Source organism: Kineococcus rhizosphaerae (assembly GCF_003002055.1).
Lineage (GTDB): Bacteria > Actinomycetota > Actinomycetes > Actinomycetales > Kineococcaceae > Kineococcus > Kineococcus rhizosphaerae.
Genome location: NZ_PVZF01000014.1, coordinates 77,744 through 103,644 on the forward strand (window position 1 = coordinate 77,744; position 25,901 = coordinate 103,644).

Here is a 25,901-nt window from a genome sequence, read left to right on the forward strand (position 1 = left end):
TCACCAGGGGCCGTAGGGGCCCTGGCCGCCGCGGTCGCCGCGCCGCGGGCCGCCGCCGTACTGGCGCACGGCCGGCCGGACGTCGGCGAGGTACACCGCGGCGCCGACGACGGCGAGGATGCCCAGCAGGCCGAGGTTGGCGAACGGCAGGGAGATGAAGCCGATCGCGGTGGCCACGGCCACGACGACCAGCCAGAAGGTCTTGGTGCGCTTGCCCGCGGCGACGAAGGCGGCGGCGGGGCGGCGCAGGCAGTCGACGAGCGCCCACACCCCCAGACCGAACGCCAGGACTCCGAGCAGGAGCAGCACGCCGTTCTGGAGGTTGTTCAGCAGGTCCAACACACTGGAACTCTACGGGCGAGGGGCCCCGGGAGTTCCGCGATCGACCCCACCGGTGCGCAGCAGGTCCCCCAACCGGCGGTAGCCGGCGTCCTCGTGGGCGCGCGCCGCGCGCGGGGACGGGACGCGCCACTCGTCGTCGTCCAGGCGGGTGCGCGCCTCGGTCAGGGCGAGGAGCCGGGCCCGCAGGACGTGGGCGTCCCGGGCCGTCCCCAGGCCGTCCAGTGCGTCGTCGAGGGCGCGGTGGGCGTGGCGGTTGCGGACCACGACCGCGACGACGACGCCGACGAGCACCCCGAGGACGGTGTCGGCGACGCGGTCGACGACCAGCCGCTCGACCCCGGCCCCGGACGTGCCGAGCCGGGTGAGCACGAGGGACAGGCCGGTGATCGCCACGGTGCCCAGGGCGTAGTTGCGGGGCATGCAGAACTCGACGGCGAACATGCAGGCGACCACCAGGACCCACAGCCGCACGTCGTCGGTGGCGAGCCGGACGAGGACGGCGGCGATCACGACCCCGACGAGCGTGCCCGCGCCGCGCTGGACGGCGCGCTGGGTCGTGACCCCCGCGGAGGAGGACTGCAGCGCGGCCGCGGCGCCGACGGCCGCCCAGTAGACGTGCCCCAGACCGCAGGCGGTGGCGAGCAGGATCGCTGCGCCGCAGGCGATCCCGACCCGCAGCGCGGGGACGTGCAGGACCCCGGGGGTGCGCAGCGCCGTCCACACGCGCCGCCGCGGCCACGGGCCGGGGACCGGGACGGGCCCGGCGGGGGCCGCCGGCAGCGGGCCGCGGCCGGCGAGCACGGGCAGCAGGTCGCGCAGCGGGCGGTCGTCGGCGCGGGCGTGCAGGACGCGCTCGGCGTGGGCCAGCCAGCCGGCCCACGGCCCCCGGGCGCGGGGCCCGAGGACGGTCCAGGCGGCGTGCAGGGCGCTCGCGGCGCGGTGCCGGGCGGCGGCGTCGTGACCCCGCGCGGCCAGGACGGCTCCCACGGCCCGGGCGACGGCGACGCGCTCGGGGCCGTCGGCCCGCCACAGGACCGCCGCGCCGGACACGGCGATCCCCAGGACGGCGCAGGCGAGCGTGACGACCCCGACCAGGGGCAGGTCGGACGGGTGCAGCGGTTCGGCGGTCAGGGTGCCGGCGGCGAAGACGGGGATGATCCCGGCCGGTGGTCCGGTGCGGGCGGCGTCGGTGACGAACTTCGCGACGGCCGCCACGGCGGCCACGACGAGGGCGGGCACGAGCAGGTCGGCCCAGCCGGTGAGCGGCAGGGCCGCGGCGGTCCCGCCGGCCAGGACGGCGAGGGTGAGACCGAGCCCGGTCCAGGCCTGGGTGCGCAGGCGGCGCCCGTAGGTCTCGGTGCGTCCGTAGAGGGCGGTGAGCGCCCCGAAGGTGGCCGGGGCGGCCAGCAGGGGCCGCCCGAGCGCGAGGGTGGCGGCCAGCGGGAGCGCGAGGGCGGCGGTCGCCGAGGCGGCGGCCCACCAGGGGTGCGCGCCGGGGGCGATCCGCGTCCACCCGCGGACGGAGCGGAGCAGGTGCACGGCGAGTCTCACCCGAGAACCTTAACAGGTGTTTCACCAGTGAAACATCTGGCGGTAGGATCCCCCCGTGACCACCGCTCCCGCCGACCCGATCGACGCCGCCCGCGCGGAGTGGGCCCACATCCACCCCGACCTCGACTCGGCCCCCATGGCGGTGGCGGGCCGGCTGCGCCTGGTCGCCGCGGCCCTGGCGCGCGCCACGGACCCGGTGGTCAAGGCGGAGGGGCTGACGCGCCCGGAGTTCGACGTGCTCAGCGCGGTCCGCCGCAGCGGCACCCCCCTGACGCCCACCGGCATCGCCGCCGCGACCCTGGCCTCGGGCGCCGCGACGACCAAGCGCCTCGACCACCTCACGGCCGTCGGCCACCTCGAGCGCACCCCCGACGAGCGCGACGGCCGCGTGACCCGGCTGTCCCTGACCGCCACCGGCACCGAGCTCGTCGACCGCCTGCTCCCGCGGATCCTTGAGGCCGAGGGCGCCTTCGCCGCCGCGCTCGGCCCCCACCAGCAGCAGCAGCTCGCGCAGTCCCTGCGCGTCCTGCTGCAGCACGCCCCGGCCTGAGCACCCGCGCCTCAGGGTTCAGCGGGGTCCACCCGGGTTCAGCCGACGGTGCCGCTGAGGTCGAAGGCCCGCGGCGGGCCGGACAGGAGCTCCTTGGCCTGCACCCCGTAGCGGTCGAGGACCTCGTCCTGACCGGCCTCCACGCCATCCAGCGCCAGCCGCACGAGCTCGGCGGGGTCGTTCATCGCCCCCTCGGGCAGGTCCAGCCCGAACTCGCGTACGAACGCCTTCATGGGCTCGGTGGCCGTCATCCCCGGCACCAGCGCCGTGACCTGCGTGCCCTGCCCGGCCAGCTCCAGCCGGATCCCGTTGGTCAGGCCCCACTGCGCGGACTTGGCCGCCGCGTACGCGGTGTTGCCCTCGACCGTGGCCCACGCCGCGACCGACAGGACGTTGAGGATCGCGCCGCCGCCGTTGCGGGCCAGGACCGGGGCGAAGGCCCGGACCACGGCCAGGGTCCCGTGGAAGTTGGAGTCCAGCACGTCGCGGATGGCTCGCAGGTCCCCGTCGACGAGGTTGCCGCCGGCGGTGGAGGCCGCGTTGTTGACGAGCAGGTCGACGTCGGCGGCAGCCTCGGCGGCCGCCTCCACCGAGGCCTGGTCGGCGGTGTCGAGGCGCAGCACCTCGGCCCCGGGGACGTCGACGAGCTCGGGGCGCCGGGCGGTGGCGTAGACCTTGGCGCCGCGGCGCACGAGCTCGGTCGCGAACGCGTGACCGATGCCGCGGTTGGAGCCGGTGACCAGTGCGGTGCTTCCGTTCAGTCTCATGCTCCGACCGTAGGCAGCTCCCGTGCGTTGATCGATGCTCGATCGGCTCATCTTCTTGCCCGTTCGTCTCACACGTGGTGAGGTGAGGCCGTGGACCCCCTGAGCGACGTCCTGGCCGTCTCCGGCGTGCGGGGCACCCTGGGCAACCGCGTCGCCGCCGGCGGCACCTGGGCGACGGCCGTGGACGGCGGCCCGGGCGAGGCCGTGCTGCACGCGGTCACCGCCGGCCGCGCGTGGCTGACGGTGCCCGCCCGCCCGCCGGTGGAGCTGAGCGCCGGCGACGTCGTCCTGGTCGGCGGCGTCCCCCACGCGCTGGGCGACGCCCCCGGCACCCCGGGCGTGGGCTGCGACCGCGCCGCGGCGACGCGCCGCGCCCGCACGGGCGAGGTCCTGACGCTGGGGTCCGCGCCGGCCACGACGCACGTCCTGACCCTCGCCTACACCTGCGACAGGACGGCCCTGACCCAGGTGGTGCAGGGCCTGCCCGACCTGGTCCACGTCGCGGCCGGCGCGGGGTCGGCCGGCCTCGACGCCACCGTGCGGATGCTCGACCACGAGCTGCGGGACCCGCAGATCGCGTCCGCCGCGGTCCTGAACAGCCTCGTCGACGTGGTCCTGGTGCAGCTGCTGCGCGCCTGGCTGGCCTCGCGCCCGGCCACCTGCCGGGGGACCTGGCTGGCGATGACCCAGGACCCGGTGGTGGGCCGGGCCCTCGAGCAGCTGCACGCCGACCCCGCCCGGGCCTGGACGACGTCGTCCCTGGCCGCGGCGACCTCGGTCTCGCGGGCGACGCTGGCCCGGCGCTTCCCCGCGGTCATCGGCCAGACCCCCGCGGCCTACCTGACGACGTGGCGCATGGACCTGGCCGCGGTGCGGCTGCGGCGGGGGCGCGAGCCGGTGGAGTCGATCGCCCCGGACGTCGGCTACGCCTCCGTGCCCGCCTTCACGCGGGCCTTCACCCGGGCCCACGGCCGGCCCCCGGGCCGGTACCGCGCCGAGGCGCGGGCGGGGGAGGCCAAGCCGGTGGAGGCCAGGCCGGCCTGAGGGCCCCGCTCAGCGCGCGGAGCGCAGCGCGTCCTCGACGGAGACGACCCCGTCCCGGTACCGCCGGGTGATCTCGTCGGTGCACGCGTCCATGGCCTCCTGGACGCGGTGCCGGTCGGCGGACAGCTCGTGCTCGAGACCGACGAGCCGGTCGCGCGCGGCCTGCAGCTGCGCGGCGTCCATGGCCGTCAGGTCGGACAGGTGCGGGTCGGCGACGGCGAGCTCGGCCCGGCGGCGGTGCTCGCCGACGCGGGAGGGCTCGACGGAGGTGAACCGCCCCATGCCGTGGTCGGTGCGTCGGGGGTCGGCCAGGACGTCGGTGAGCTTGGCGACGAGCTCGGCGTCGCTGCGGGCGTGGCGGACGTCGGTGGCGCCGTCGGCGCCCGCGCGGCGTTCCTCCTCGGCGCCCAGCAGGTCGAGGCGGCCCTGGATGAGGCGGCGCGCGTAGGACAGGTCCGCCTCCTCCTGCTCGGCGACGGTGCGGTGCTCGCGCAGGGTCTCCAGGTCCATGTCGCGCAACCCGTCGAGGAAGTCGGGGGCGAGGACCTTGTCGAGGGCGCGTCGTCCGCCCGCCTGGTACCCGCTGACCTGCTCGTCCATGACGGTCTCCCCCGACTCGATGGCGACTCCCCGCACGTGTGTGGTCACGATGCGTGCGTTCGCCAGAGTATGACCCAGCGGACGCGGTCGCGTCAGGGGGCCGTCACGGAGCGACGACGACCTCCTGGGCCGCGGCGATCCGGCGCTGCTCGGCCCCCTCGGTGCCCGATCCGGCCACGACGTGCAGCTGCGCGTCGACGGGCAGGGAGCGCTTGACGACGGCCAGGGCGACCGGCCCCAGCTCGTGGTGGCGCGCGGCCGTCGTCACGCGGCCGACCACCTTGTCCGCCAGGACGACGTCGTCGCCGTGGGCGGGCAGGTCGTGCGAGGACCCGTCGAGGTGCAGCTGCACGAGCCGGCGCGGCGGGCGCCCGAGGTTGTGCACCTTGGCGACCGTCTCCTGGCCCCGGTAGCAGCCCTTGTGCAGGTGGACGGCGGTGCGCAGCCAGTCGAGCTCGTGCGGGATGGACCGCTCGTCGGTCTCCAGCCCCAGCCGCGGGCGCCAGGCCTCCACGCGCAGGGCCTCGCTCGCCCAGGTGCCGGCCAGCCGGCGGCCGTCGACGGCGGCGACGAGCCCGGCCCGCGGGACGACCACCTCGCGCCAGGGACGCTCGGCCCCGGGGTGCTCGAGGGTGGACACCGCGCTGTAGCTCGCGGTGTCGGCCGAGCCGCCCTCGTTCGCCGGGGTCGCGCCGGGCCAGGGGTCGACCCACACCGGCCCGTGCGAGCTGACGTCGGAGCGGCTCGGCTCCCCCAGGACGGCGAACTCCTGCCCCACGTCGGCGATCTCGACGCGGAGCATGAACTTCATGCGCTCCAGCCAGGCCCGCAGCGCGTCGACGGCGCCGGGCTCGACGGTGATCCACGTCGCCTCGCCGTCGTCGACGAGGTGCAGCGCGTGCTCGACGCGCCCGGTCGGGCTGAGCACCAGCGTCTCGGTGGAGGTCCCCGGCGCCAGGCCCGTGAGGGCCTGGCTGGTGATGCTGTGCAGCCAGGAGAGCCGGTCGGGCCCGCTGAGGCGCAGGACCCCGCGGTGGGACAGGTCCACCACGGCCTCGCCGCGCACCAGGGCGCGCTGCTCGCCGTGCGGGTCCCCGTAGTGCCACGCGACCCCGGCGTCGGGGCCCTCGGCGGCGACGGCCCCGGGGGCGTCGAGCAGGGGGGAACGGTGCTGAACGGTCGACGCGCTCACGTCGGGCCTCCTACCGGTCGCGGCACCGGGCGCACCGGCCCCGCAGGGCCAGGTGCCCGGTGTCCACGACGAAGTCGTCGCTGGACAGGATCTCCGCGGCCATCTCCCGGGCCGGCCCCGGATCGGCCTCGGCCACCGCGCCGCACCCGTCGCAGACCAGGTGCAGGTGCCCGCCGTGCTCGACGGCGTGGAACGAGGGCACCTTGCGGTCCAGCTGGGTGCGGGCGACGAACCCGACCTCCTCGAGGACCGCCAGCGCCCGGTAGACGGTCGAGGGGTCCACCCGTGGCGAACCGTCGCCGGCGCCCAGGTGTTCCGCGACGTCCTCGGCGCTGGCGTGCCCGAGCTCGCGGACGGCCTCGAGGATGCGCCGCCGCTGCGGCGTCGAGCGCAGGCCGCGGGCGTGCAGCACGTCCCCGAGGTCGGAGGTGGCCACGTCTGGGGGGGTGCTCAGTCGACGCGCTTGAGCCGCGCCGAGGCGTAGCTGCGCATCGGGTGCCCGGCCAGCGTCACGTCGGTCGCCCACAGCAGGTCGCCCTCGACGAGGCCGTACATCCGCGTGCCCGCGGTGTACTCGTGCGCCGTGGTGGTGCGGGCCACGACGTCGGTGGACAGGTCGATGCGCGGGCCGCGGGCGGTGCCGACGAGGATCTCGACGACGCCCGTGGGGTGGGTCAGCAGGACCTCGAGCTCGACGGGGCGGGGCCCGTCGGCGGGCGCGGGGGCGTCCAGGTCCACGGGCTGGGGGCGCCAGAACCCCGTCTCGACGTCGAGGGGGTCGGTGGTGTTCCCGGCCTCGTCCAGCGCCCAGGTCGTGGAGGTGTAGCTGAGGAAGTCGCGGCCGTCGTGGCCGAACTCGACGACCTGCCCGAAGCGGGTGTCGGTCTCACCGCGGGCCGGGTGCCCGAGGACGCCGGCGCCCTCCCAGCGGCCCAGGAGCCACGACAGCGGGACGAGGGTCAGCGGGGTGTCGGTGCGCAGGGGGACGGCCACGGGTCAGCGCTGTCCCTGGAAGAGCCGGTAGACGACGTACCCGGCGAACCACGCGATGACGATGCTCACCACGATCAGCAGAACCAGGAAGAAGACTTCGAGAGGGTGCACCCGGCGAGCCTACCGGCGCCGGTCGCGCCGGACGTGCCGACGTGGGCAGGCTCACGACCCGGCCCGCAGGCCCGCGGCAGGACCCGACAGGACCTCGGGGCAGGACCTCGGAGCAGGACCTCAGAGCAGGACGAGCCGGCCCACGAGGTAGGCGCCGCCGCCGGCGAGGGCCACGGGCACGGCGGCCACCGCGAGCGCCGCCGGCACGGTGCGCGCCGCCGGCAACCGCGACGTCAGCCCGCGCCACGCCGAGACCAGCAGCCCCGCCCCGACCCCCGCGACGATCCCGGACACGGCCCAGCGACCCTGCGAGACCACGTCGCCGGTGCCCGCGCCCAGCAGCAGGGCCACGGTGGCGGCGAACCAGCCCGCGGCCCCGCCGACGACGAGGTTGACGGGCCCGGCCACGCGCAGCGGCCAGGTCGTGGCCGAGACGGCGCTGGTCGCCACGACGGCGGTCAGGACCACGGGGGTCAGCGTGGCGCCGGCGTAGGTGGAGGGCACCGCGATCCAGGCCGCGCCGAGCACGACGACGGCCTGCGCCGTCACGGCGGCCGTGACGGACTCGACGAGGCGGGGCCGGCCGTCGCGGCGCAGCAGCTGGTGGGCGAACGCCGCGAGCAGGGACAGGGTGGCGACGGACGGCAACCAGCCCAGGACGCCCGACATCTGGGTCCCCCGGTCGTGGGCGCGCACGACGGCTCCCGTGGCGGTGGCGGCGGCGGCCACCGCGACCAGCGCGACGAGGACGGTGGTGCCGCGGCGGGCGGGCAGGTCGAGCAGCTCGGGCCAGCCGGCGGCGACGAGGGCCCCGACGAGCACGACCGCCACGGCCAGCACCCCGAGCTGGCCGAAGGAGGCCAGCCCGAGCAGGACCGCCAGCGCGAAGGTGGTCGTCGCGGTGGCCGACGCGCTCACGTCGGTCCCTGGGACATCGGCCCCCGGGACGTCGGCCCCGGGTCCTGCCGGCTCGTGCTCACCGCCCGATCCTCGCAGAGGGCGCGGACCCCGGCCGGGGTGGTCCCGTCCGGCGTCCGTCCGGTTCGGCGACACGCGTAGGGTGGGCACCGTTATCCTGCACACCACTCAGGCAGCTCGACCGTGGGACCGCACCGGTCCCGGCGAGGCCCGGGCGGACGGCGCGTGCGGACGGAGGACAGGAGCGCGGGTGGCCCAGATCCTCGTGTTGACGAACGCACTGGCTCCTTCCACGGAGGTGCTGCCGGCCCTCGGCCTGCTCCCGCACAGCGTGCGCGTCCTGCCCGCCGAGGCGTCCGTGCTCGTCGACGAACCCCTGTCCGACGCCGTCCTGGTCGACGGCCGGCGCGAGCTCGCCGCGGCCCGGTCCCTGTGCCGGCTGCTGCGGACGACGGGGTTGTCCCAGCCCCTGCTGCTGGTGGTCACCGAGGGCGGGATGGCCGCGGTGGCCGCCGACTGGGGCGCCGACGACGTCCTGCTCGACACGTGCGGGCCCGCGGAGCTGGACGCCCGGCTGCGGCTGGCCGCGGGCCGGTTGCGCCGCCCGGTCGAGGACGCCGAGGCGGGTGGGCAGACCGAGATCCGCGCCGGCGACGTCGTCATCGACGAGGCCGCCTACTCCGCCCGGGTGCGCGGGCGCCAGCTCGACCTGACCTACAAGGAGTTCGAGCTCCTCAAGCACCTGGCCCAGCACCCCGGCCGCGTCTTCACGCGCGCGCAGCTGCTGCAGGAGGTCTGGGGGTACGACTACTTCGGCGGCACCCGCACGGTCGACGTCCACGTCCGCCGGTTGCGGGCCAAGCTGGGCGCCGAGCACGAGAACGCCATCGGCACGGTGCGCAACGTGGGCTACCGCTTCGTGTCCTCCGGCCGGGACCTCGACGACGAGCTCGAGCTGGGCGCGGACGTCGACCCCGGCCTGGCCGCCGCCGACGACCCCACCCGGCCGCGCCCGTGAGCCTGGACCCCGGGCTGGACGCGGGCACGCGCGAGGCCGTCCTGGCGCTCGCCGCCGCCGCCTCCCGCGCCGACGACGCGACCGCGCTGTCGGAGGACGCGGTCCTGCGCCTGGCCGAGCTCGACGGCCCGGACGTGACGCACCTGCTGCGCCGCACCGGCGACGTGCTGACCGGCTACGCCCAGCTCGTCCCCGCCGGCGACGGCCTGGAGGGCGAGCTGCTGGTCCACCCCGGGCACCGCCGCCGCGGGACCGGCACGTCGCTGGCCGCCGAGGTCGAGGCCCTCGCGGGCGGGCGCGCGGTGCGGTTGTGGTCGCATGGCGACACCCCCGGGGCCCGCGCGCTGGCCGCGCGGCGGGGCTGGGCGCGGGTGCGCGAGCTGCTGCGGCTGGAACGCCCCGCGGCCGGGCTGCTCGACCTGGAGGTGCCCGACCTGCCCGCGGGCCTCACCGTCCGCCCCTTCGAGCCGGGCGCCGACGACGACGCGTGGGTCGCGCTGAACGCGGCCGCGTTCGCCACCCACCCCGAGCAGGGCCGGTGGACGGTCGAGGACCTGCGGGCCCGGTTCACCGAGGCCTGGTTCGACCCCTCCCTGCTGCTCCTGGCCCAGGACGCGGACGGCCTGGTCGCCTCCTGCTGGATGAAGGTCGAGGACGGGCACGGCGAGCTGTACGTGCTGGGCGTCGCCCCCGGCCGTTCGGGCGCCGGGCTGGGGCGGGCGCTGCTGGTGCGGGGCCTGCGCGCGGTGGCCGCCGCGTCCGCGGTGGACACCGTCGACCTGTACGTCGACGGCGACAACGTGCCGGCCGTGAAGCTGTACGCGCGCCTGGGGTTCGAGCGCGCAGCCGTCGACGTGCAGTACGCCCGCCCCGCCGGCTGAAGCGTTCACCGGACGTTCGTGCCGCCCCGTCCTCCCGGCTCTGCGGGGGCGCCGGGCCCGGTGGCAGACTGACCGGCATGACGGCCACCACGCCCCTCCCCGCTGTGAACCCGGTCGAGGAGACCGTCGAACTGCCCGAGGACCGCTTCGCCGACCGCGAGCTGTCCTGGCTGGCCTTCAACGAGCGCGTCCTGGAGTTCGCCGAGGACCCCGAGGTCCACCTGCTCGAACGGGCCCGGTTCCTGTCGATCTTCGCGAACAACCTCGACGAGTTCTTCATGGTCCGCGTCGCCGGGCTCAAGCGCCGCATCGCGACCGGGCTGGCCGTCACCGCCGCCAGCGGCCTGGAACCGCGCGAGGTCCTCGACGCCATCGGCCTGCGCGCCCACGAGCTGACCGAGCGGCACGCCGCGGCCTTCCTGGAGGGGGTGCGCCCGGCCCTGGCCGAGGCCGGCATCACCATCGTGCGCTGGGACGAGCTGAGCCAGGGCGAGCAGGTCCGCCTGCACGGCTTCTTCCGCGACCAGGTGTTCCCCGTCCTGACGCCGCTGGCGGTGGACCCGGCCCACCCGTTCCCCTACATCTCGGGCCTGTCGCTGAACCTGGCCGTCGTCGTGCGCAACCCGACGACGGACAAGGAGCACTTCGCGCGGGTGAAGGTGCCGCCGCTGCTGCCGCGGTTCGTCACGGTCGAGGCCGACGGGCAGGGCGCGCGGTTCGTCCCCCTCGAGGACGTCATCGCCGTGCACCTGGACCAGCTGTTCCCGGGCATGGAGGTCGTGCAGCACCACACGTTCCGCGTGACGCGCAACGAGGACCTCGAGGTCGAGGAGGACGACGCCGAGAACCTCCTGCAGGCCCTGGAGAAGGAGCTGCTGCGCCGCCGGTTCGGCCCGGCCGTCCGCCTCGAGGTCGCCTCCGACATCGCCCCCGAGGTCCGCGAGCTGCTCGTGCGCGAGCTCGGCGTGCACGAGAAGGAGGTCTACGAGCTGCCCGAGCCGCTGGACCTGCGCGGGCTGGGCGACATCGCCGACCTGGACCGCCCGGAGCTGAAGTTCCCGAAGTTCGTGGCCCGCACCCACCGCGACCTCACCGACGGCGCCGAGACGGCCAAGCCGTCGGACGTGTTCGCCGCCATCCGCAACCGCGACGTGCTGCTGCACCACCCCTACGACTCCTTCTCCACGAGCGTGCAGGCGTTCCTGGAGCAGGCCGCGGCGGACCCGAAGGTCCTGGCCATCAAGCAGACGCTGTACCGCACCTCGGGCGACTCCCCCATCGTCGACGCCCTCATCGACGCCGCCGAGGCCGGCAAGCAGGTCCTGGCCCTGGTCGAGATCAAGGCGCGCTTCGACGAGCAGGCCAACATCACGTGGGCCCGCAAGCTGGAGCAGGCCGGCGTGCACGTCGTGTACGGCCTGGTGGGCCTGAAGACGCACGCCAAGCTGAGCCTGGTGGTGCGCCAGGAGTCCGGCGGCCTGCGCCGCTACTGCCACGTCGGCACCGGCAACTACAACCCCAAGACGGCCCGGCTGTACGAGGACATGGGTCTGCTCACCGACGACCCGCAGGTCGGCGAGGACCTGACGCGGCTGTTCAACCAGCTGTCCGGGTACGCCCCGAAGACCGCGTACAAGCGGCTGCTGGTGGCGCCGCGCTCGCTGCGCACGGGGCTGATCGACCGCATCGACCGCGAGATCGACAACGCCAGGCAGGGCCTGCCCGCCGGGGTGCGCATCAAGGTGAACTCGATCGTGGACGAGGCCGTCATCGACGCCCTGTACCGCGCCTCGAACGCGGGGGTGCCCGTCGACGTCGTCGTGCGCGGCATCTGCGCCCTGCGGCCGGGCGTGCCCGGGCTGAGCGAGAACATCCGCGTCCGCAGCATCCTGGGCCGCTTCCTGGAGCACAGCCGGTTGTTCTGGTTCGCCGCCGGCGGGGACCCGGTGGTCATGATCGGCAGCGCCGACATGATGCACCGCAACCTCGACCGTCGCGTCGAGGCCGTGGTCCGGCTGACCGACCCCCGGCACGTGCGGGAGGTCTCGGCCCTGCTGGACGACTGCATGGCCGACACGACGAGCTCGTTCCACCTCGACGCCGGGGGGAACTGGACGCGCCACCACCTCGACGCGGACGGCAAGCCGCTGCGGGACCTGCAGGAGCACATCATCGCGACGCGACCCGGCCGTCGTCCCACCGCCCGCCGCCGCCGTTGAGCCGGCGGGTGGACGTCGAGGCCGCCGGCTGCGTCGTCGTCCGGGCCGGGGAGCAGGGGCCGGAGGTGCTGCTCGTCCACCGGCCCACCACGGCCACCCGCACCGCGGACTGGTCGTGGCCCAAGGGCAAGCTCGACCGCCTCGACGACGGGTGGGAGCACCCCGCGGTCGCGGCCGTGCGCGAGACGGCCGAGGAGACGGGGGTCCGGGTCCACCTGGGCGTCCCGCTGCCCGAGCAGCGCTACGAGATCGCCGGCGGGCTGCGCAAGCGCGTGCGGTACTGGCTCGCGCACCCGGCGGGGCCGGCCGACCCGGAGGTCTTCGAACCCGCGGACCCGGGCGAGATCACCGGGACGGGCTGGTTCACCCTCGACGCGGCCCGGGACCGGCTGAGCTACCCGGCCGACGTGCAGACCCTGGACGCGGCCCTGCCCGGCGGCGAGCTGCCCATCCCCACCTGGCCGCTGGTGGTGCTGCGGCACGCGCGGGCGGTGAAGCGCTCGGACTGGTCCGGGGGCGAGGCGGTGCGCCCGCTGCTGGAGGCCGGTCACGCCCAGTCGCGCGACCTCGCCCCCCTGCTCGGGTGCTTCGACGTGCGCGCCCTCGTGACCTCGCCGTGGGCACGCTGCGTGCAGACCGTGCTGCCGGCGGCCGAGCTCACCGGGTTGCCCGTCGAGGAGGAACCGGCCCTGACCGAGGACGCGTTCCGGGCCGACGCCGACGCCGCGACGGACGTCGTGCGGGCTCTGCTGGACGCGGGCCGGGCCGTGGTCGTGTGCTCGCACGGCCCGGTCCTGCCTGCGCTGCAGGCGGTCCTGGCCGAGCGCTCGGACCGTGCGGGCGTGCGGCGCAGGGTGGGCGCCAAGCTCGACAAGGCGGCGCTCGTCGTGGGGCACGTCACCGGTTCCGGGGCAGGGGCCCGGCTCGTCGCCGTCGAGCGCCACAGCTTCTGACCCCGCCCCGCGTCCTGACCTGACCCGGGCGGGGAAAGTCGTCACTCAGCGTCACCCCGTTCACCCGTTCACCTGGTCGTCACGGCCCGTCCCGTGATCGGTCGACGATCGGCCCCGCCGGGTTCACCCCTCGTTCACCCGCGACGAGCAACCCCGTCACCTCGCCCTCCTACCGTCCACATCGACCGGAGCGTTGCGCCCGGTCGCCGCTGTGGCCGGTGCTCCGGCCGACGATCCTCGAAAGGGACCGAAGTGACGTTCTGGAAGTCCACCCGCCTGTTCGGCATCGCCGCGGTCGGTGTCCTCGCCCTCGCCGGCTGCGGCTCCGACGACAACACGACCACCGGCTCGGGCAGCGGCGGTTCCTCGTCGGCCTCGGCCTCGACGTCGGCCATCGACTGCAAGACCGGCACCCTGAACGGCGAGGGTTCCAGCGCGCAGAAGAACGCCATCGACCAGGTGATCCAGCAGGGTTACCAGGCCCAGTGCAGCGGCGCGACCATCAACTACAACGCGACGGGCTCCGGCTCGGGCCGCAAGCAGTTCACCTCCGGCCAGGCCGACTGGGCCGGCTCCGACGCCGCCCTCAAGCCCGAGGAGCAGGCCGCCGCGAAGGCCCGCTGCCAGGGCAACGACGCGTGGGACCTGCCGATGGTCGCCGGCCCCATCGCCATCGCCTACAACGTCGACGGCGTCAAGGACCTCGTGCTCAACGGCGAGGTCGCCGCGAAGATCTTCTCCGGTCAGATCACCACGTGGGACGACGCAGCCATCAAGGCGCTGAACCCGGACGCGAAGCTGCCGAGCACCGCCATCAGCGTGTTCTTCCGCACCGGCACCTCCGGCACCACCGAGAACTTCACCAAGTACCTGCACGCCACGGCCCCCGACGCCTGGACCGCCGAGGGCAACCAGGAGTGGGCCGGCAAGGGCGAGGGCCGCGAGGGCTCCGCCGGTGTCGCGCAAGCGGTCGCCGGCGCGTCCGGGTCGATCACCTACGTCGAGTGGTCCTACGCCCAGGACAACAAGCTGTCCGTCGCGCAGATCGACAACGGCTCCGGGGCCGTCGAGCTGACCGGCGAGTCCGCCGGCAAGACCGTCGCCACCGCCACCCAGGTCGGCACCGGCAACGACCTCTCCCTGAAGATCGACTACGCGACCAAGGAGGCCGGGGCCTACCCGATCGTCCTGGTCACCTACGAGATCGTCTGCTCCAAGGGCCTGGACGCCGAGAAGACCGCCCTGCTGAAGTCCTTCCTCACCTACTACGCCGAGGACGACACTCAGAAGGGTCTGGCCGACATCGGGTACGCCCCGCTGCCCGCCGAGGTCTCCGAGAAGGTGCGCACCGCCATCGCGGCGATCGCCTGACGCACGCCACTGGGGGCGGGCACCGGACGTCCGGTGCCCGCCCTCCGTCCGTCCCCCAGCACACCCCCCAGCACAGTCCAGGAGCACGATGTCTTCGATCACCGGCCGCTCGGCCGTCGAGCAGGGCCCCGGCCCCTCGGGCGACAAGGCCCGGGGCACGCGCCGGCTCGGTGACGCACTCTTCGGCGGGGGTGCCGGTCTCGCCGGTGTCGTCGTCATCGCCATCGTCGTCTTCACGGGGGTCTTCCTCGCGCTCAGCGCGGTGCCGTCCGTGCTCGACGACAAGGTCAACTTCCTCACGTCCACCGAGTGGTCGGCCAACCCCGGCGACCTGCGGTTCGGCATCCTGCAGATCCTGTGGACGACCGTCTCGATCTCGCTGATCGCCATGGTCATCGCGGTGCCCCTGGGGATCGGGAACGCCCTGTTCCTCACCCAGTACGCGCCGAAGTGGCTGGCCCGCCCGGCCGCCAGCGTCATCGACCTGCTCGCCGCGATCCCCTCGATCGTCTACGGCCTGTGGGGCATCCAGGTCTTCGCCCCCCACCTGACCGGCCTGCAGACGTGGCTGAACGACGTGCTGGGCTGGTTCCCCCTGTTCGGCGGCCCGGTCAGCACCGGGACCGTGTTCATCGCCGGCGTCGTCCTGGCGGTCATGGTCCTGCCGATCATCACCGCCATGTCGCGCGAGGTGTTCGCGCAGACGCCCGCCGCCCACAAGGAGGGCGCGCTGGCCCTGGGAGCGACGAAGTGGGAGATGATCCGCACCTCGGTCCTGCCCTTCGGCCGCGCCGGCGTCATCTCGGCCGCGATGCTCGGCCTGGGCCGCGCCCTCGGTGAGACCATCGCCATCACGATCATCGTCTCCAGCGTCGCGCCGGGGGCCTCGTTCTTCGCCTCCTGGCTGCAGGGCGGGGAGACGTTCGCGTCGAAGATCGCCAACAACGCCGCCGAGTTCAACAACCCCGAGTCCACGGGCGCCTACATCGCCGCCGGCCTCGTGCTGTTCGTCCTGACCTTCCTGGTCAACGCCATCGCCCGCGTCATCATCAACCGTCGGAAGGCCTTCGCGTGAGCGCCCTCGACACCACCGTCCCCGACCGCGAACTGCCGGCGGCCCTGGCCGACTCGCGGGGCCAGGGGGGCCGCAAGGTCCGCAACACGATCGCCACCGTCGCGATGGTGCTGTGCTTCGCCATCGCCGTGATCCCCCTCGTCTGGATCCTCTGGACGGTCATCGACAAGGGCGCGGGGCTGCTGTTCCACTCGACCTGGTGGCTGAACTCCCAGCGCGGCATCACCCCGCGCATCGTCGGCGGCGGGGCCTACCACGCCATCGTCGGCACGTTGCTGCAGGCGCTGGCCACCGCGGTCATCGCCGTGCCGCTGGGCATCATGAGCGCCATCCTGCTCGTCGAGTACGGCGCGAGCCGCATCGCCCGCGTCGTGAGCTTCACCGTCGACATCCTGTCCGGGCTGCCCTCCATCGTCGCCGCCCTGTTCGTGTACGCGCTGTGGGTGACGACGCTGGGCTTCGACCGTTCCGGGTTCGCCGTCTCGCTGTCCCTGGTCCTGCTGATGGTCCCGGTCGTGGTCCGCTCCACCGAGGAGATGCTCAAGCTCGTCCCGAACGAGCTGCGTGAGGCCTCCTACGCCCTCGGGGTGCCGAAGTGGAAGACCATCGTGCGGATCGTCCTGCCGACCGCCTTCTCGGGGATCCTCACGGGCGTGCTGCTGGGTCTGGCGCGCATCATGGGTGAGACCGCTCCGCTGCTGATCCTGGTCGGCTACTCGCAGTCGATCAACACCGACCTGTTCGGCGGCAACATGGCGGCCCTGCCCCTGATGATCAACAACGACCGCCAGCAGGCCCTGGAGCCCGCGGTCGAACGCGTCTGGGCCGCCGCCCTCACACTGGTGCTCATCGTGCTGGTGCTCAACATCGCCGGTCGGGCCATCGCCCGCTTCAGCTCGCTCAAGAAGTAAGGGAGAACCCGCTCGTGGCCAAGCGCATCGACGTCAAGGACCTCAACGTCTACTACGGCAGCTTCAAGGCCGTCGAAGACGTCTCGATGACCGTGGAACCCCGCTCCGTGACGGCCTTCATCGGCCCCTCCGGCTGCGGCAAGTCCACGTTCCTGCGGACGCTGAACCGCATGCACGAGGTCATCCCCGGGGGGCGCGTCGAGGGCAGCGTCATGCTCGACGACGACGACCTGTACAGCTCCAAGATGGACCCGGTGAACGTGCGCCGGACCGTCGGGATGGTGTTCCAGCGGCCGAACCCGTTCCCGACGATGTCGATCTTCGACAACGTCGCCGCCGGCATGCGGCTGAACGGCGTCCGCAACCGCAAGGTGCTCGCGGAGTCCGTGGAGAAGTCCCTGCGGGGCGCGAACCTGTGGAACGAGGTCAAGGACCGGCTCGACAAGCCCGGCGCCGGCCTGTCCGGCGGTCAGCAGCAGCGGCTGTGCATCGCCCGCGCCATCGCGGTGGAGCCGCAGGTCCTGCTGATGGACGAGCCGTGCTCGGCGCTGGACCCGATCTCGACGCTGGCGATCGAGGACCTGATCGGTGAGCTGAAGAGCTCCTTCACGATCGTCATCGTCACCCACAACATGCAGCAGGCCGCGCGCGTCTCGGACAAGACGGCCTTCTTCAACCTGGCCGCCACGGGCAAGCCCGGCCGTCTGATCGAGATCGACGACACCGCGACGATCTTCTCGAACCCGACGCAGAAGGCGACCGAGGACTACATCTCGGGCCGCTTCGGCTGAGCCGCCCGCACCGCCCGACCCGAGCCCTGCCTCCCCCGCCCCGCGCGGAGGGAGGCGGGGCTCCGCGCGTTCCCCGGTGGGACGCCGGCGCGGTCAGAGGAACGAGCGCAGCCCGAGGCACACGAGCGCCCCCAGGACGGCCGCGGCGGGCATCGTGAGCACCCAGGCGACGAGCATCGAGCGCACCACCCGCCAGCGGACCGCCGAGCGGCGCTTGGTGGCGGCGGCGCCCATGACGGCCGAGGCCATCACCTGGGTGGTCGAGACGGGTGCGTTGAACGCCAGCGCCGCCACGTACAGCACCACGGACGCCACGGTCTCGGCGACGAAGCCGCGGGCCGGGTCGACCTGGGCGACGCGCCGGCCCAGGGTGCGGATGATGCGCCAGCCCCCGCAGTAGGTGCCCGCGCTGATCGCCAGCGCCGCCAGCAGCGTGACCCACCAGGGGATGTCGCGGCCGGTCTGCAGGCCGCCGGCGACCAGCGCGAGGACGATGACCCCCATCGTCTTCTGGGCGTCCTGCAGGCCGTGGCCGAGCGCCACGGCGGCCGCGGAGACGGTCTGCAGCATCCGGAAGCGCCGGTTCGTCGGGCCGGGCGCCTTGTCCCGGACCCCGTGCAGGACGGCGGCCGTGGCGAGGTAGCCGAGGGCGGCCCCCGTCAGCGGGGACACGACCATGGGCACGACGACGGCCACGAGGACGACGTCCCAGTGCAGCCTGGCCCCGGCGGCCAGGCCCGCCCCGGCCAGACCGCCCAGCAGGGCGCCGGTGCTGGAGGAGGGCAGCCCGAAGCGCCACGTGGTGAGGTTCCAGCCGATGGCACCGATCAGCGCCGCGAGCACGACGAGCAGACCCGCGTGGCCCAGCCCCACGTCGACGATGCCGAACCCGATGACCGTGGCCACCCCCGTGCCGAGGAAGGCGCCGAGCAGGTTGCAGACCGCGGCCATGCTCAGCGCGATGCGCGGGGTCAGGGCGCGGGTGAAGACGGAGGTGGCGATGGCGTTGGCGGCGTCGTGGAAGCCGTTGGTGAAGTCGAACGCGAGGGCGACCGCGATGACGACGAGGACCAGCAGGAGCTCCACCGGCGTCAGGACCCCTTGACCGCGATGGTCTCCACGGTCTGGGCCACCAGCTCGAAGGCGTCCGCGGCGGCTTCGAGGGTGTCGACGATCTCCTTGTGCTTGATGATCTCGACGGCGTCGTACCCGCCGGCGAAGATCTCGGCGAGCAGCCGCAGGTGGATCTGGTCGGCCTGGTTCTCCAGGCGGTTGACCTCGACCCAGTAGTCCGACAGCGCGGCGGGGGAACGCAGCCGCGGCATCGCCTCGGAGGTCAGCTCGGCCTGCCGGGACAGGACCTGGACGAGTTCGCCGACGGCGTCGGGCAGTGCCCCGACCCGGTAGACGACCATGCGGTCGAGGGCCTTCTGCATGAGGTCGAGGCAGTCGTCCAGGCGTGCGCCGAGCTGGTAGACGTCCTCGCGGTCGAACGGGGTGAGGTAGGAGGAGTTCACCTTGCGCACGAGGGCGTGGGACGACTCGTCGCCGCGGTGCTCGACCTCCTCCATGGCGTCGGACAGCTCGGACCGCCGGACGGGGTCGCTGCCGATGGCCTCGGTGAGGATCCTGCACGCCTCGACGAGGATGGCACCGGTGGCGGCGAAGAGCTCGAAGAAGCCGTCGTCCTGGGGTCTCAGTCGGAAACGCACGCTTGCTCCGCGGGGATCGGTCCTCGGGTCGAGACTGTCGACCCGGGCAGCGACTCTAGGGCGTCGCCGCAGGCGGGCCGACACCCACCCGGCCGGCTCGGCGCTCAGGCGCCGTCGACGCCCAGGACCCGGTCGAGCTCGACCTCGGGCAGGGGGCCCTCGCTCTCGGAGGCCGCGACCACGACGTCGGTGTAGAGCTCGATCTCCTCCGCGAGGTCGGTGTCGGCCAGGGGCGCGACGGAGCGTGCCCCGGGCAGGACCGGGCGGCCCCGGTCGGCGGCGGAGTCCGGATCGGGCGAGTGCGTCATGGTGCCCCCACCGTACGCCGGGGCGGGGAGCGCCGGGGGTGGATCGGCCCGCGTCACCCCTGTGGAGTCACCGGTCCCCGGTCGCGGGGCTGCTCGTGCCGGCGGGGCTGCTCGTGCCGGCGGGGCTGCTCGTGCCGGCGGGGCTGCTCGTGCCGCCCGTACCGCCCGTGCCCGTGGAGGAGGTGGGCGAGGAGGTGGGCACGACGAGCGGCGGGCGGTCGTCGTCGGTCAGGACGGTGCGCTGGAGGCTGACCTCGGCCAGCCCGAGCCCGCCGACCGTGACCTCGTCGTAGGCCAGCAGCTTGCCGGCGTCCTCGCCTGAGCGGCCGAAGTACAGCAGCGTCGCCGACAGCGGCAGCGGGTCGCCGTCGGCGAGGCGGGTGAGCCCGGCCGCGGTGATGCCCGCTCCCCCGGTGGTGCCCTCGACCATGATCCGCGTCCCGGACGCGTCGAGCTTCACCGAGCGCTTGTGCAGGTGCCCGGCCAGGACGAGCGGGACGCGCCCGAGCAGGGGCTGCAGGCCACTGGGGTCGTGGACGAGGGCGACGTCGACGGGGTCGTCGGCGTGCGCGTCGTCCCAGGCCTCGACGCCCCGGGCGAGGACCTCGTTGGCCGCCTGCTGGGTCTGCTCGGCGGTACCGGTGGCGACCTTGCCCTCGCCGTCGGGGGTGAAGACGGGGTCGCCCTGGCCGGCGAGGACGAGCCCGGCGACCTGCGCGGTGGCCCCGGCGTCCAGGACGATCGCCCCCTCGGCGGCGACCTGGGCCTGCGTGTCGGCGGAGTCGTGGTTGCCGCGGACCCAGACGTAGGGGACGCCGACGGTCTTGATGCGGTTCAGGAAGCCGGCCTCGGCGACGGTGCCCCACGTGGTGGTGTCGCCGGTGTCGATCACGGCCTGCACCTTGAACTGCTTGACGAGGTTGTCGGTCAGGTCGTACCCGAGCGGGTTCAGGTGCAGGTCGGAGACGTGCAGGACGGTGGTGACGTCCTCGCCGAGCCCGCTGCCGCCCGGCTGGGCGTCACCGAGGACGGGCAGGTTGGCGGCGGCGGCGTACAGGGTGGAGACGCTGCGGACGATGTCGGACAGGCCGCTGCGGTAGCTCTCGAGCCGTTCGAGGGCGTTCTGGGTGGTGGAGACGAGGTAGGGCGCGCGGGACAGCAGTCCGGTGAAGCGGGGCTGGCGCAGCGCGGCGGGGTCGAACGTCGCCCACGCCCCGCTGCCGGTGGCGACGACGACGACGAGCAGCCCCGCCCCGGTCTGCAGCGTGCGGCGGCGGCCGCGGAAGACGACGACGGAGGCCAGCAGCGCCCCGGCCGCCCCGCAGCCGAGGCTGTAGGCCGCAGCGCGGACGGTGGCGGCCCGCACGGTGTCGGCGGCGGTCAGCTCCAGGGCCAGCAGCTGCTGCGGCGAGCGCACCAGCCGAGCGGCGGCGTCGACGTCGACGCTGCGGATGTTGGCCGTGACGACGACCGGGGCGCGGTGGGTGTCGAACTGGACCTTGCCGATGGGCGGGAGGTCGACCTCGACGCCCGGGGTCAGGCTGGGCCGGACACGGACCTCGGTCTGCAGGGGCCCGACGTAGGTGGTGGACCCGGGGGCCAGCGCGAACCCGACGGCCGCCCCGGCGCCGCCGACGACGAGGACGGCGATCCAGGGCAGGAGGTGGCGGCGCAGGAACCGCCCGGCCGGGCGGGCGGTGGCGGCGTCCCACCGGGCGCTCCAGCGGGCGCGCCGGCGGTGCGGGGGGCGCGCGGGCCCGGGCTCGGGACGGCGTTTCCTGTTGGACATCACGACGATCTTCGCGCAGCCGGACCGGGAGCGCTGCGCGTGGCGGGCCCCGGAGGGGGGTACGGGGACGGCATGACCGAGACGACAGCCGACACCCCGTTCCGCGACCTGCGCTCCTCCTCCCCCACCGGCCGCCCCGGCCCGGCCCTGGTCACCGGGGCCGAGTCCGGCATCGGCCGGGCCGTGGCCGTCGAACTGGCCCGCCGCGGCCACGACGTCGGCCTCACCTGGTTCCGCGACGAGGCCGCCGGACGGGCGACGGTGCGCGAGGTGGAGGCGCTGGGCCGTCGCGCGGCGCTGCGGCACGTGGACCTGCGCGACCTGCCGGCGGCGGCCGACGTCGTGGACTCCCTGGCCGAGGAGCTGGGCGGGGTGGAGGTGCTGGTCAACGACGCCGGCACCGGTACCTCGACGCTGCTGCTGGACCTGTCGTTCGAGGACTGGCGCGAGGTGCTGTCCGTGGACCTCGACGCGGCCTTCCTCTTCCTGCAGCGCGCGGCCCGCCGGATGGTGGCGGCCGGCCGCGGCGGGCGCGTCGTCAACGTCACCAGCGTCCACGAGCACCAGCCCCGGGTCGGGGCGGCGCCGTACTGCGCGGCCAAGGGCGGGCTGGGGCTGCTGACGCGCACCGCGGCGATCGAGCTGGCCGAGCACGGCATCACGGTCAACGCGGTGGCCCCCGGGGAGATCGCCACGCCCATGACGGGGCAGGAGGACACCGATCCGCACACCGAGCACCGTCCGGGGGTCCCGCTGGGCCGCCCGGGCGACGCGCGGGAGGTCGCGGCGCTGGTGGGTTTCCTGTGCTCGGCGCAGGCGTCGTACGTGACGGGGTCGTCGTACGCGGTGGACGGCGGGATGCTGCAGATGGGGCCGATGGCCGGTTCGCACCTGAGCGAGGAGGCGTGGCGACGGCCCTGACGAGGACCGGTCACCCCACCACGCCCAGAGGTGGCTCAGAGGTCGTTCAGAGGTCCAGGGCGGCGGCCCGGTCGCGGGCGTGGGCCCACTCGACGGGCGCGGCGGCCGCGGCCCAGCCCAGTGCGACCGGCAGCGCCAGGAGGCGGTTCGGCCGGGTGAGGCCGCGCCGGCGCATCCGCTCGGGCAGACCCCGGCCCAGGACCCACACGGGGATCCCGGCGGCCGACAGCCCCAGGTGCCGCAGGGCGAGGGCCGTCTCGTGCGCGGGGACGACGTCGGGGTCCACCGGCCGGGCGCGGTCGGCGGTGGCCCGGCGCCACACCGCGTCCGAGGCGGCGACGGCACCGCCGAACACCAGACCCAGCCCGACCTGGGCGGCGAGCCGCCGGCGCCGGGTGGGCAGGTCGTACGCCCACTGCGCGAGCCCGGTGGCGGCCCCGGCCGCGGCGATGTCGACGACGGCGAGGGCACGGGCGAGCCGGAGCGGTTCCACGTCCGGCCAACGGGCACCGTGCGGGGCCCGTTCCCCGGTGCGCCTCAGCGGTCGGCGTACGCCTGCCGGGCGGTCTGCACCTGCGGCACCGACGCCTCGAGCAGTTCCGCGAGCCCCTGCAGCTGCCCGGACACCCGGACCCCGAGCGGGGTGAGCTCGTACTCCACGCGCGGCGGGATGGCGGTCACCACCTCGCGCAGGACCATGCCGTCGCGCTCGAGGGTCTGCAGGGTCTGGGCGAGCATCTTCTCGCTGACCCCTTCCACCCTGCGCCGCAACGCGTTGAAGCGGATCGCGCCCTCCCCCAGGGCGAGCAGGACGAGCGAGGCCCACTTGGAGGTGACGTCCTCGAACGCCGCGCGGGAGGTGCAGTCGCGGGCGAAGACGTCGGCGACCAGGTCCTGCGGGGGCGAGTCGCTGTCCATGGGGACAGGGTACCGCGGGAACATGTGGCACTGTGGATTCGTTAGTGCTTTCGACCACGCAGTGCTCACCTCCGAGGAGACCCCATGACCACGTACGCCGTCACCGCCGCCAGCGGCCACCTCGGACGCCTCGCCGTCGAGGCCCTCCTCGACCGCGGCGTCGCCGCGCCCGACGTCGTCGCCGTCGTCCGCACCCCCGCCAAGGTCGCCGACCTCGCCGAGCGCGGCGTCGTCGTCCGCACCGGCGACTACTCCGACCCCGCCACCCTGCCCGCCGCGCTCGCCGGCGTCGACCGTCTGCTGCTCGTCTCCGGCAGCGAGGTCGGCCAGCGCGTCGCCCAGCACACCAACGTGATCGAGGCCGCGAAGACGGCCGGGGTGCAGCGCATCGTCTACACCTCCCTGCTGCGCGCGGACTCCAGCCCGAGCCCGCTGGCCCCCGAGCACAAGGCCACCGAGGAGGCGCTCGCCGCCTCCGGGATCGCGTACGTCGTCCTGCGCAACAGCTGGTACTTCGAGAACTACACCGAGCGTCTCGGCGAGTACCTCGGTGCGGGCCAGGTCCTGGGCGCCACCCACGGCGGGAAGGTCTCGGCCGCCACCCGCGCCGACTACGCCGGGGCCGCGGCCGCCGCCCTCACCTCCGACGACGACACCTCGCGCACGTACGAGCTCGCGGGCCCCGCGTTCGACTTCACCGAGCTCGCCGCGACGATCACCGAGGTCACCGGCACGACGGTCGTCTCGAAGGACGTCCCCGGCGAGGAGTACGAGCAGACCCTGACCGGCTTCGGCCTCGACGCCGGCACCGCCGGCTTCGTCGCGGCCCTCGACGCCTCCATCGCGCGCGGGGACCTGCACACCGACTCCGACGACCTGGCGACGCTCCTCGGCCGCCCCGCCACGAGCCTCGCCGACGCCGTCCGCGCCGCCCACCAGGCCCGCTCGGCGTCCTGACCGGCCCACCCCTTCCCGCGCACCGCACACGAAGAACCCCCGCACCGTTCTGCTCGGGGTCCGGCGCACGCTCCGGACCCCGAGACGACGGGCCGGGCGGCGCGACGTGTGCTTCGCGCGCAGGATCGGGGGGTGCCCCGACGACTCCCCCGCGTCCCGCTGAGCGCGGCCTTCCCGCCCGCCCCCGCCCCGGGGGTCCCCGGCGACCCGGGCGTCTGCCCGGGCGAGCAGTTCCGCCGGGTCACCGCCGAGCGGGCCACCGTGCTCGGCGGGCCGGCGGCGATCCTGATGCAGGTCGCGCACCCGCTCGTCGCCGAGGGCGTCGCGGTGCACAGCGACTACGCGGCGGGGCCCGCGCGCCGGCTCCTGGGGACGCTGCAGGCCGCGCTGACGGTGACGTTCGGGGACACCGAGCAGGCGCACGCCGCGGCCCGGCACGTCGGGCGCGCCCACGCCCCCGTCCGCGGGACGACCCGCGCGGACGTCCCCGGCACCCCCGCCGGGACCCCGTACCGGGCCAACGACCCCGACCTGGCGCTGTGGGTCCACGCGACCCTCGTGTGGACCGCGCGCCGGGTCGTCGAGCGGTACGCCGGGCTGCGCCTGTCGCCGCAGGAACGGGAACGGCACTGGCAGGAGTCGAAGCCGTTCGCGCGCATGTTCGCCGTCCCCGACCGGGTGCTGCCGGGTTCGGTGGCGCAGTTCGAGGAGTACTTCGCCGACACCGTCCACGGGCTCGTGGTCACCGACGCGGCCCGCGCGATCGCCGCGGACATCCTCACCCAGCGCACCGCTCCCCCGCTGCCGGGCGTCGCGGCCCTGTCCCGCACCGTCACCGCCGACGTGCTGCCGGCCCGCCTCGCCGACGCCTACGGGCTGCGCCGGACCCCGGCCGCGCGCGTCGTCCGCGGGCTCCTGGTGCGCTCCCGGCCCGTCCTGCCGCGACGGCTCGCGCAGTGGCCGCACGCCGAGGTCGCGCGCCGCAGGGTTCAGACGTTGCAGCCGCGCGCGTCGACCCTCCAGGGCTGAGCCCCCACGACCTGCAGCTCGTCGGCCAGGTTCACGGCCGAGCAGACGTGGTTGGGGACGATGCGCACCCGCGTCCCGACGGGCGCGTCGAACCCCGTGATGGTCGCGTGGTGCTCCGACAGCGCCGTGATCCGGGCGCCGGGGTGGTCCGGCAGCCGGCCGAAACCGCTCGCGTACGCCGGGCGGTCGGCGCCGAGCACCTTGCTGCCCGCGTCGGCGACCACCCGCCCCTCGAACCGGGCGACGACGGTCGCGACGACGCTCAGCGCGACGTCGTCGAACGTGACGGTCCCCAGTTCGACCTGCTGGGCGTCGCCGAAGACGTAGACCCCCGGCCGGTACTCGGTGAGCACGCCCCGGTCGGCGAACTCCACCGACGGGGTCGAGCCCCCGCTGACGACGCGGGCCGTGATGCCCTGCGCCGCCAGCGACTCCACGGCCCGGGCGAGTTCGCGGGCCTCGTCCGCGGCGGCCCGCGCGCGCCCGTCCGGGGAGTAGGAGTGCCCGGGGAAGGCGAACACCCCGTCGACGACGAGCCCCGCCGCCTGGGCCGCGGCCGCGATCCGGCCGGCGTCCGCGGCGGGTGCCCCGCTGCGGCCCATCCCGGGGTCGACCTCGACGAGGACGCGCAGCCCCGGCACGTCCGGCAGCGCGTCCGTCCCCGAGATCCCCACCGTGAGCCGGACCCGGCCGGCCAGCGCCCGCACCCGCGCCGTTCGCTCGGCGTCGAAGAACACCGGGTAGGCCACGAACAGGTCGTCGCAGACCCGCGCGAACACCTCGGCCTCCGAGACCGTCGCGACGCTCAGCCCGACCGCTCCCGCCGCGAGCTGGCGACGGGCCACCTCCAGGGACTTGTGGGTCTTGGCGTGCGGGCGGACGGCCAGCCCGGCCAGCGCGGCGTGCGTGCGGGCCAGGTTGGCCTCGAGCCGGACGGGGTCGACGAGCAGGTGCGGGGTGGCGGTCACCTCCCCATCCTG

28 protein-coding genes are annotated in these 25,901 nt (G+C 74.8%); 13 read left to right on the top strand and 15 right to left on the bottom strand.

Annotated features, from left to right (window positions below; genetic code table 11):
- Both CLV37_RS22535 and CLV37_RS22540 read right to left on the bottom strand, forming a co-directional pair.
- Positions 1 to 339, bottom strand: a complete 339-nt coding sequence (locus CLV37_RS22535) for a DUF2516 family protein (protein WP_106214877.1) — start codon at positions 337 to 339, stop codon at positions 1 to 3.
- Positions 340 to 351: 12 nt separating this feature from the next.
- Complete coding sequence (locus CLV37_RS22540; RefSeq protein WP_106214713.1) at positions 352 to 1,893, bottom strand: FUSC family protein; 1,542 nt, start codon at positions 1,891 to 1,893, stop codon at positions 352 to 354.
- 55 nt (positions 1,894 to 1,948) lie between these two features.
- Here CLV37_RS22540 and CLV37_RS22545 point away from each other — a divergent pair, with 55 nt between their 5' ends.
- Positions 1,949 to 2,443: a MarR family winged helix-turn-helix transcriptional regulator gene (locus CLV37_RS22545; protein ID WP_106214715.1), complete on the top strand. Its 495-nt coding sequence runs from the start codon at positions 1,949 to 1,951 to the stop codon at positions 2,441 to 2,443.
- A 38-nt stretch (positions 2,444 to 2,481) separates the two neighbouring features.
- On the opposite strand, the gene CLV37_RS22550 is transcribed toward CLV37_RS22545, so the two are convergent.
- Entirely contained in the window at positions 2,482 to 3,210 is a 729-nt protein-coding gene (locus CLV37_RS22550) for an SDR family NAD(P)-dependent oxidoreductase (RefSeq protein ID WP_106214717.1), read from the bottom strand.
- A 90-nt stretch (positions 3,211 to 3,300) separates the two neighbouring features.
- On the opposite strand from CLV37_RS22550, the gene CLV37_RS22555 reads away from it, so the two are divergent.
- The gene (locus CLV37_RS22555; protein WP_106214719.1) at positions 3,301 to 4,254 is read left to right on the top strand and encodes an AraC family transcriptional regulator; all 954 of its coding nucleotides are present in this window, start codon (positions 3,301 to 3,303) and stop codon (positions 4,252 to 4,254) included.
- A gap of 9 nt (positions 4,255 to 4,263) precedes the next feature.
- On the opposite strand, the gene CLV37_RS22560 is transcribed toward CLV37_RS22555, so the two are convergent.
- The 5 genes from CLV37_RS22560 to CLV37_RS22580 form a co-directional block, all read right to left on the bottom strand.
- Positions 4,264 to 4,902: an RsiG family protein gene (locus CLV37_RS22560; RefSeq protein ID WP_146149547.1), complete on the bottom strand. Its 639-nt coding sequence runs from the start codon at positions 4,900 to 4,902 to the stop codon at positions 4,264 to 4,266.
- A gap of 55 nt (positions 4,903 to 4,957) precedes the next feature.
- Positions 4,958 to 6,046 (bottom strand): CAF17-like 4Fe-4S cluster assembly/insertion protein YgfZ, encoded by a 1,089-nt coding sequence (gene ygfZ / locus CLV37_RS22565; protein ID WP_106214723.1) that lies wholly within the window; start codon positions 6,044 to 6,046, stop codon positions 4,958 to 4,960.
- A 10-nt stretch (positions 6,047 to 6,056) separates the two neighbouring features.
- Positions 6,057 to 6,482, bottom strand: a complete 426-nt coding sequence (locus CLV37_RS22570; protein WP_170127445.1) for a Fur family transcriptional regulator — start codon at positions 6,480 to 6,482, stop codon at positions 6,057 to 6,059.
- Between the two features lie 14 nt (positions 6,483 to 6,496).
- Entirely contained in the window at positions 6,497 to 7,039 is a 543-nt protein-coding gene (locus CLV37_RS22575; RefSeq protein ID WP_106214727.1) for a nitrobindin family protein, read from the bottom strand.
- Between the two features lie 231 nt (positions 7,040 to 7,270).
- Positions 7,271 to 8,068: a hypothetical protein gene (locus CLV37_RS22580; protein ID WP_106214729.1), complete on the bottom strand. Its 798-nt coding sequence runs from the start codon at positions 8,066 to 8,068 to the stop codon at positions 7,271 to 7,273.
- A gap of 250 nt (positions 8,069 to 8,318) precedes the next feature.
- On the opposite strand from CLV37_RS22580, the gene CLV37_RS22585 reads away from it, so the two are divergent.
- The 8 genes from CLV37_RS22585 to pstB all read left to right on the top strand — a co-directional run bounded on the left by CLV37_RS22585 (position 8,319) and on the right by pstB (position 17,287).
- Positions 8,319 to 9,086, top strand: coding sequence for a winged helix-turn-helix transcriptional regulator (locus tag CLV37_RS22585; protein WP_106214731.1), 768 nt, complete (start codon positions 8,319 to 8,321; stop codon positions 9,084 to 9,086).
- Positions 9,083 to 9,967: a mycothiol synthase gene (gene mshD, locus CLV37_RS22590; RefSeq protein WP_106214733.1), complete on the top strand. Its 885-nt coding sequence runs from the start codon at positions 9,083 to 9,085 to the stop codon at positions 9,965 to 9,967. The genes CLV37_RS22585 and mshD overlap by 4 nt, the downstream gene beginning before the upstream one ends.
- Positions 9,968 to 10,044: 77 nt before the next feature.
- Positions 10,045 to 12,186, top strand: coding sequence for an RNA degradosome polyphosphate kinase (locus CLV37_RS22595; protein WP_106214735.1), 2,142 nt, complete (start codon positions 10,045 to 10,047; stop codon positions 12,184 to 12,186).
- Between the two features lie 8 nt (positions 12,187 to 12,194).
- Positions 12,195 to 13,139 (top strand): NUDIX hydrolase, encoded by a 945-nt coding sequence (locus CLV37_RS27160; RefSeq protein WP_170127446.1) that lies wholly within the window; start codon positions 12,195 to 12,197, stop codon positions 13,137 to 13,139.
- Positions 13,140 to 13,391: 252 nt separating this feature from the next.
- A complete protein-coding gene (gene pstS / locus CLV37_RS22610; protein ID WP_106214739.1) occupies positions 13,392 to 14,510 on the top strand; it encodes a phosphate ABC transporter substrate-binding protein PstS in 1,119 nt (372 codons plus the stop codon).
- 88 nt (positions 14,511 to 14,598) lie between these two features.
- A complete protein-coding gene (gene pstC, locus CLV37_RS22615; RefSeq protein WP_106214741.1) occupies positions 14,599 to 15,585 on the top strand; it encodes a phosphate ABC transporter permease subunit PstC in 987 nt (328 codons plus the stop codon).
- On the top strand, positions 15,582 to 16,496 hold the full coding sequence (gene pstA, locus CLV37_RS22620; RefSeq protein ID WP_106214743.1) for a phosphate ABC transporter permease PstA: 915 nt from the start codon (positions 15,582 to 15,584) through the stop codon (positions 16,494 to 16,496). Before pstC ends, pstA begins: the two co-directional genes overlap by 4 nt.
- Before the next feature lie 14 nt (positions 16,497 to 16,510).
- Positions 16,511 to 17,287 carry a phosphate ABC transporter ATP-binding protein PstB gene (pstB, locus tag CLV37_RS22625; RefSeq protein ID WP_106214745.1) on the top strand — a complete coding sequence of 259 codons (777 nt, stop codon included), beginning with the start codon at positions 16,511 to 16,513 and terminating at the stop codon, positions 17,285 to 17,287.
- A gap of 93 nt (positions 17,288 to 17,380) precedes the next feature.
- On the opposite strand, the gene CLV37_RS22630 is transcribed toward pstB, so the two are convergent.
- The 4 genes from CLV37_RS22630 to CLV37_RS22645 form a co-directional block, all read right to left on the bottom strand.
- Positions 17,381 to 18,373: an inorganic phosphate transporter gene (locus CLV37_RS22630; protein WP_106214747.1), complete on the bottom strand. Its 993-nt coding sequence runs from the start codon at positions 18,371 to 18,373 to the stop codon at positions 17,381 to 17,383.
- Positions 18,374 to 18,378: 5 nt separating this feature from the next.
- Entirely contained in the window at positions 18,379 to 18,999 is a 621-nt protein-coding gene (locus CLV37_RS22635) for a DUF47 domain-containing protein (protein WP_106214749.1), read from the bottom strand.
- 104 nt (positions 19,000 to 19,103) lie between these two features.
- Positions 19,104 to 19,307, bottom strand: coding sequence for a hypothetical protein (locus CLV37_RS22640; protein ID WP_106214751.1), 204 nt, complete (start codon positions 19,305 to 19,307; stop codon positions 19,104 to 19,106).
- A 67-nt stretch (positions 19,308 to 19,374) separates the two neighbouring features.
- On the bottom strand, positions 19,375 to 21,096 hold the full coding sequence (locus tag CLV37_RS22645; protein WP_106214753.1) for a metallophosphoesterase family protein: 1,722 nt from the start codon (positions 21,094 to 21,096) through the stop codon (positions 19,375 to 19,377).
- A 72-nt stretch (positions 21,097 to 21,168) separates the two neighbouring features.
- On the opposite strand from CLV37_RS22645, the gene CLV37_RS22650 reads away from it, so the two are divergent.
- Positions 21,169 to 22,017 (top strand): SDR family oxidoreductase, encoded by an 849-nt coding sequence (locus tag CLV37_RS22650; protein WP_106214879.1) that lies wholly within the window; start codon positions 21,169 to 21,171, stop codon positions 22,015 to 22,017.
- 46 nt (positions 22,018 to 22,063) lie between these two features.
- Here the strand turns inward: CLV37_RS22650 and CLV37_RS22655 are convergent, their stop codons facing one another.
- On the bottom strand, positions 22,064 to 22,510 hold the full coding sequence (locus CLV37_RS22655) for a hypothetical protein (RefSeq protein WP_106214755.1): 447 nt from the start codon (positions 22,508 to 22,510) through the stop codon (positions 22,064 to 22,066).
- A 44-nt stretch (positions 22,511 to 22,554) separates the two neighbouring features.
- Positions 22,555 to 22,935, bottom strand: a complete 381-nt coding sequence (locus CLV37_RS22660) for a winged helix-turn-helix transcriptional regulator (protein WP_106214757.1) — start codon at positions 22,933 to 22,935, stop codon at positions 22,555 to 22,557.
- A gap of 84 nt (positions 22,936 to 23,019) precedes the next feature.
- On the opposite strand from CLV37_RS22660, the gene CLV37_RS22665 reads away from it, so the two are divergent.
- Together CLV37_RS22665 and CLV37_RS22670 are read left to right on the top strand one after the other, a co-directional pair.
- The gene (locus tag CLV37_RS22665) at positions 23,020 to 23,892 is read left to right on the top strand and encodes an SDR family oxidoreductase (protein ID WP_106214759.1); all 873 of its coding nucleotides are present in this window, start codon (positions 23,020 to 23,022) and stop codon (positions 23,890 to 23,892) included.
- 132 nt (positions 23,893 to 24,024) lie between these two features.
- Positions 24,025 to 24,921, top strand: a complete 897-nt coding sequence (locus CLV37_RS22670; protein ID WP_106214761.1) for an oxygenase MpaB family protein — start codon at positions 24,025 to 24,027, stop codon at positions 24,919 to 24,921.
- Here CLV37_RS22670 and CLV37_RS22675 read toward each other — a convergent pair.
- Complete coding sequence (locus CLV37_RS22675; RefSeq protein ID WP_106214763.1) at positions 24,882 to 25,889, bottom strand: alanine racemase; 1,008 nt, start codon at positions 25,887 to 25,889, stop codon at positions 24,882 to 24,884. The genes CLV37_RS22670 and CLV37_RS22675 overlap by 40 nt on opposite strands.
- Positions 25,890 to 25,901: the final 12 nt, after the last annotated feature.

Bases quoted from the DNA above. Each gene is read 5' to 3' on its own strand.
- CLV37_RS22550 (WP_106214717.1), bottom strand. From the start codon at position 3,210: ATGAGACTGAACGGAAGCACCGCACTGGTCACCGGCTCCAACCGCGGC.
- CLV37_RS22595 (WP_106214735.1), top strand. From the start codon at position 10,045: ATGACGGCCACCACGCCCCTCCCCGCTGTGAACCCGGTCGAGGAGACC.
- pstC (WP_106214741.1), top strand. From the start codon at position 14,599: ATGTCTTCGATCACCGGCCGCTCGGCCGTCGAGCAGGGCCCCGGCCCC.
- CLV37_RS22640 (WP_106214751.1), bottom strand. From the start codon at position 19,307: ATGACGCACTCGCCCGATCCGGACTCCGCCGCCGACCGGGGCCGCCCG.
- CLV37_RS22645 (WP_106214753.1), bottom strand. From the start codon at position 21,096: ATGTCCAACAGGAAACGCCGTCCCGAGCCCGGGCCCGCGCGCCCCCCG.
- CLV37_RS22650 (WP_106214879.1), top strand. From the start codon at position 21,169: ATGACCGAGACGACAGCCGACACCCCGTTCCGCGACCTGCGCTCCTCC.
- CLV37_RS22660 (WP_106214757.1), bottom strand. From the start codon at position 22,935: ATGGACAGCGACTCGCCCCCGCAGGACCTGGTCGCCGACGTCTTCGCC.
- CLV37_RS22665 (WP_106214759.1), top strand. From the start codon at position 23,020: ATGACCACGTACGCCGTCACCGCCGCCAGCGGCCACCTCGGACGCCTC.